We start from the raw sequence: 4,990 nt of genomic DNA, 5'->3' as shown, positions 1-4,990 counted from the left end.
GCGCGCGTCGGGCCGGTCGGTCTTGTTGACGAGCAAGATGACCGGAAGCTTGGCCGCCAAGGCCTTGCGCAACACAAAGCGCGTTTGAGGCAACGGGCCCTCACTCGCGTCGACGAGCAAGACGACACCGTCGACCATGCTGAGTCCGCGCTCGACCTCGCCACCAAAGTCGGCGTGACCCGGGGTGTCGATCACATTGATCGTGATCTCGGCACCGCCGGCGTGCTTGCCTTTGTAGGTCACCGCCGTGTTCTTGGCGAGGATCGAGATGCCCTTTTCGCGCTCGAGATCGTTCGAGTCCATCGCTCGGTCTTCGAGGTGGGCGTGGGCAGCGAACGAGTCGGTCTGACGCAACATGGCGTCAACGAGGGTGGTCTTGCCGTGGTCGACGTGAGCGACAATCGCCACGTTGCGCAGGTCGGTGCGGGTGGCGATTGCCATGGTGAATCAGTCCTTGCTGGCTGCGCGCTGCTCTCGACGCTCCCGCTGCGCCACTGGATCGGGCAGGGGAACAGCGGCGATGAGGCGCTGAGTGTAGGGGTCTTGGGGGTTGCGCAGAATCTGGTCGCGCGAACCCTGCTCCACCAGTCTACCCCGGTGCATCACAGCGATGCGGTGCGCGAGGATATCGACGACCGCGAGGTCGTGGCTGATGAACAAGCAGGCGAACTGCAACTTCTGCTGTAGGTCTTGCAGCAAGTCGAGGAATCGCGCTTGAACCGACACGTCAAGCGCACTCGTGGGCTCGTCGGCGACGAGCAGTTCAGGCGTCAACGCGAGGGCACGCGCGATACCCACGCGTTGGCGCTGACCACCGCTGAGCTCGTGTGGGTAACGGTTGCGATAGCTCGACGGCAGCTCGACTTGGCTCAGCAGCTCTTCAACGCGGCGGTCAAGGTCTTTGCCACTCGCCGCTTTGGCGAGCAAGAGCGGTTCGCCGATGCTCTCACCAATCGGCATGCGCGGGTTAAGGCTCGAACCCGGGTCTTGGAACACGATGCCGGCCTTGCGCCGCAACGGACGCAGGTCTTTCAGGGTCGCGTTCGAGATGTCAATGCCGGCCGAGATGAGGCGGCCGTATTTGATGGGCAACAGGCCGACCGCGGCCCGGCCGAGGGTTGTCTTGCCGGATCCCGACTCACCGACGAGGCCCACGATTTCACCCGGGTAGACGTCAAGAGTGATGTCATCAGCAGCGAGGAAGGCGGGAACCCGGCCTCGCTTGGGGTACTCGATCGAGACATCCTGAAACGACAGCACGGGCTCAACGCCACGCCGGTCGATGGCCCGCGACCCCTCGTCGGTGATGTCGATACCGAGGTGGGGCACGGCGGCAAGCAACGACTGTGTGTAAGGGTGCTTCGGCGAGTGGAAGATCTCGAGGGCCGTGCCCTGCTCAACGGCAACGCCGTCTTTCATGACCATAATCTTGTCGGCCAAGTCGGCGACAACACCCATGTCGTGCGTAATGAGCACGATCGCACTGTCGAGGCGCGTGCGCAGGCTGCGCAGCAATTCGAGAATCTCGGCCTGCACGGTGACGTCAAGCGCGGTCGTCGGTTCGTCAGCGACGAGCAGCACGGGGTCACACGAAATGGCCTGAGCGATCATCGCGCGCTGGCGCTGTCCGCCCGAGAGCTGGTGGGGGTATTTGTTGAAGGCCGTGGCCGGGTCAGGCATGTCGACCTTTTCGAGCAGCTCGATCGCGCGCACCTTGGCCTGTGCAGGGGTGAGGTCGAAGTGCGTGCGCAGCGTCTCGACGATCTGGAACCCGACCGTGTACACGGGGTTGAGGGCCGTCATGGGCTCTTGGAAGATCACGGCGATCTGCTGGCCGCGCACCGCGCGCAAGTCACGCTTATTGAGGGTCGAGATTTCGCGGCCCAGCAACTTGATCGATCCGGTCACCCGCGCGGTCGGGGGCAGCAGGCCGAGCAGCGCCATCGAGCTCGACGACTTGCCCGAGCCCGACTCGCCGACGATGGCCATGACCTCGCCGCGCTTGACGGTGTAGTCGAGATCAATGGCCGCCGGGTAAAACTCACCGTCGACCCAGAAGTCGACGCCGAGGCCAGAGACCTCAAGCACGGTCTCGACGGCAGTGGTGGTGGAGCTGGTCACGGGAGGTCCTTCCGCGTGGTCATGGTGCGGGGGTCTGCGAAGCTGGGGGCATGCGTTTTCAGCCCGCGAGCTTTCGCCCCGCCTTCGGTCGAGTTCTGACGATTGTCATGGCGCTCATCGCGCTGGGCGCCCTGGCAGGTTTCGTAGTCGCTGGCGACCTGATCGGTCTGCTGCGATCGGGCTGGTGGCTGCTGCTGCTGGCTGCCGTGACCTGGGCTCTGTACTGGATGCCCGTGGTCGACGTGCTCGAGCACGAGGTGCTCGTGCGCAACCCGCTGGCTACCTGGCACGTGCCGTGGCCGGCCATCGAGCGCATCGACACCAAGTGGGCGCTGACCCTCTACACGCCGCGCGGAAAGATCGAGGCCTGGGCGGCTCCTTCGTCGGGCCGTTTCACGGTATTCACCGTGGGCCCCGACGACACCCGGGTCTCTGAAACCGCACGACTTGCGGGCTCGATTCGCCCCGGTGACACGCTCTCGAGCGAGAGCGGCGCCGCCGCGAATCAGATTCGTCGACACTGGGAACAGCTGCGCGACGACGGCCTGTTGGATGCCTCGGTCGACGCCACCAGCGTTCGTCGCGACTGGAACGTTCGCACCATTGCGGTGCTGAGCGTGCTCGTTGCGCTGGGCCTGCTGGGGTTTGCGTTCTAGCCGCACCACGGCACCCACTTAGCTGTCTTTCTTCGGGTCGCGCGCAGCGTCGTAGCCGCCACCGCGGGGACGGGGGTCGTCTCCCTCGTGCACGTCTGAGCTGAAGCCGCGTATACCGGGGCCAGGCGACTGCATGCCAGCTCCGCGCGTGGTCACGACCGCGGCAGCACGGTCAAGACCACCGGTCGTACCACGCGCAAGCGCTCGAGCGCTCGGCATGCGCCGCTGGCGCGGGTCGAAGGCGTCACGCAGACCGTCGCCGATGAAGTTGATGCACAAGGCGATGGTGATGATGAAGACACCCGGCCACCAGAACAACCACGGACGCGTCGCAAACGCCGACTGGTTCTCGCTGATGATCTTGCCCAGCGAGGTGTCGGGCGACTGAACGCCATAGCCAAGAAAGCTCAGTGCCGTCTCGAGCAAGATGGCCGCGGCCATCAGCAGCGTCGTGTTGACGATGATCACGCCGATGGCGTTGGGCAAGATGTGCTTGAAGATAATGCGTCGGTCACTCGCCCCGGCCACTCGAGCAGCATCGACGAACTCGCGTTCGCGCAAACTCAAGACTTCGCCACGCACGAGGCGAGCAAGACCGGTCCACGTGAAGAGACCAATGATGATCGCCAGCACGAATGCCCCGAGCTTGCCGAATGCGAGACCGAGAACCGCGCCGATGACGATAAGCGGGATCGTGATGATGATGTCGGTGAAGCGCATGAGCACCGAGTCAACCCAGCCACGGTAGTAACCCGAGACGGCACCGATTACGGTTCCGATCGTCGTCGCGATGAGGCCGACGATCACCATGATGACAACCGACTGCTGCGTGCCGCGCATGACGACCGCGAAAATGTCGCGGCCGATCTCGTCTTGGCCGAACGGGTGGTCACCGAAGCGAATGCCCTCGCCGCCCATCCACTCGGGTACAAGGCTGAGCGTGGGCCGGCCACCATCTTGCGCGGTGGGAATCTCCGTCCATGTCCACTGCCACCAGCCCGGCGTCTTGATCTGAATTCCGAACACCGAGAAGTCGAAACCGACCGCGGTGAAGGCCAGCACGATCACGAAGGCGAGGGTGATCATCGAGATGACAGCGCCCTTGTGGCGGAAGAACCGCCGACGGACGATTTGCCCTTGGCTGAGGCCTTCGACCTCTTTGTTCTCGATGTTGTTTTCGGCGTCGGTGATGCCGCCGGCAGGCACAGGTGCGTTGAGGTTGCTCATCAGTTGACTCGGATTCGTGGGTCGAGAGCGGCGTAAACGAGGTCGGCGATGAGGTTGAACAAAATCGCGAGCCCGCCGACGACGAGGAAGAAGGCCATGACCGGATTCGGGTCGGTGCCATCGAGGCCGTTCTGGAACAGTGCGCCCATGCCCGTCCACCCGAAGACGCGCTCGGTAATGACCGCGCCGCCGACGATGCCGCCGATGTCGAAGGCAACGATCGTGGCGATCGGGATGAGGGCATTGCGGAAGGCGTGACGCACGACAACCGTGCGCTCGGGCAAGCCCTTCGCTCGCGCGGTGCGGATGTAGTCCTGGTTCATCACCTCGAGCAAGCTGGCGCGCGAATACCGCGTGTATCCGGCGAACGAGATGAGGATGAGCGCGATCGTCGGCAGCAACAGGTGGGTGTAGATGTCGACACCCTGAACCCAGAGAGAGCCTTCGAGGTTCGGCGTTGACGACCCAATCGTCGCGATCGGACGTCCGCGGATGCGGCCAGAGCTGGCGTAGTCGTCCCAGACCATCATGAAGCGGTCGAGAGCGATGGCGCCCGCGGTGATGAAGCCAGTAAAGGCCGCAACCCGCATAACGGGGCCCTTGTCGACGCCACCCATCAACCAGCCGATGCCGAGGCTCACGGCCACCGCAAGAATCGCGAGGGCCACGAGCATCCACCACTCCGTAATCGAGTACGAGATGCCGTATTGGAACGGGAAGTAGAGCGCGAGCCCGAGCCCCGCCACGGTCAGCGATGCAGAGAGCGCTCGGCGGTTCTTGAGACCGGTAATGAGCGCGGTGAAGCCGACCGCGGCGCCAATGCCGAGAATCGCCACACCGATGATGCTGAGGCCAGGATAGGTGAACCAGTCGATGAGGTTCATGATCACGAGCATGCTCGCCGTCGCGCCCGCAGCGAGCGCGAAGGTGACGATCTTGCGCTTGAGAACTCCCGGGATGATCGACGCCCACAGCAGACCCGAGAT

5 protein-coding genes are annotated in these 4,990 nt (G+C 64.0%); 1 reads left to right on the top strand and 4 read right to left on the bottom strand.

Features of this window, described 5'->3' with window-relative positions; genetic code table 11:
• The coding region (locus tag SFU54_RS06420; RefSeq protein ID WP_319015461.1) for a GTP-binding protein at nucleotides 1-441 on the bottom strand (441 nt) is incomplete at its 3' end.
• A 6-nt stretch (nucleotides 442-447) separates the two neighbouring features.
• A complete protein-coding gene (locus tag SFU54_RS06415; RefSeq protein ID WP_319015460.1) occupies nucleotides 448-2,121 on the bottom strand; it encodes an ABC transporter ATP-binding protein in 1,674 nt (557 codons plus the stop codon).
• A 50-nt stretch (nucleotides 2,122-2,171) separates the two neighbouring features.
• Between SFU54_RS06415 and SFU54_RS06410 the strand changes: the two genes are divergently transcribed.
• On the top strand, nucleotides 2,172-2,777 hold the full coding sequence (locus SFU54_RS06410) for a PH domain-containing protein (protein ID WP_319015459.1): 606 nt from the start codon (nucleotides 2,172-2,174) through the stop codon (nucleotides 2,775-2,777).
• An 18-nt stretch (nucleotides 2,778-2,795) separates the two neighbouring features.
• On the opposite strand, the gene SFU54_RS06405 is transcribed toward SFU54_RS06410, so the two are convergent.
• Both SFU54_RS06405 and SFU54_RS06400 read right to left on the bottom strand, forming a co-directional pair.
• Nucleotides 2,796-4,004: an ABC transporter permease gene (locus SFU54_RS06405; protein ID WP_319015458.1), complete on the bottom strand. Its 1,209-nt coding sequence runs from the start codon at nucleotides 4,002-4,004 to the stop codon at nucleotides 2,796-2,798.
• A partial coding sequence (locus tag SFU54_RS06400; protein WP_319015457.1) for an ABC transporter permease occupies nucleotides 4,004-4,990 on the bottom strand: 987 nt, incomplete at its 5' end. The genes SFU54_RS06400 and SFU54_RS06405, both read right to left, overlap by 1 nt.

Origin of the sequence: Microcella sp. (assembly GCF_033763155.1) — a bacterium.
GTDB lineage: Bacteria > Actinomycetota > Actinomycetes > Actinomycetales > Microbacteriaceae > Microcella.
The sequence above is the reverse complement of the archived record's forward strand: the minus strand, read 5'-3'. Positions and strand labels throughout refer to the sequence as shown.

Coding starts and splice junctions, on each gene's coding strand:
- SFU54_RS06410 (WP_319015459.1), top strand. CDS start 2,172: ATGCGTTTTCAGCCCGCGAGCTTTCGCCCCGCCTTCGGTCGAGTTCTG.
- SFU54_RS06405 (WP_319015458.1), bottom strand. CDS start 4,004: ATGAGCAACCTCAACGCACCTGTGCCTGCCGGCGGCATCACCGACGCC.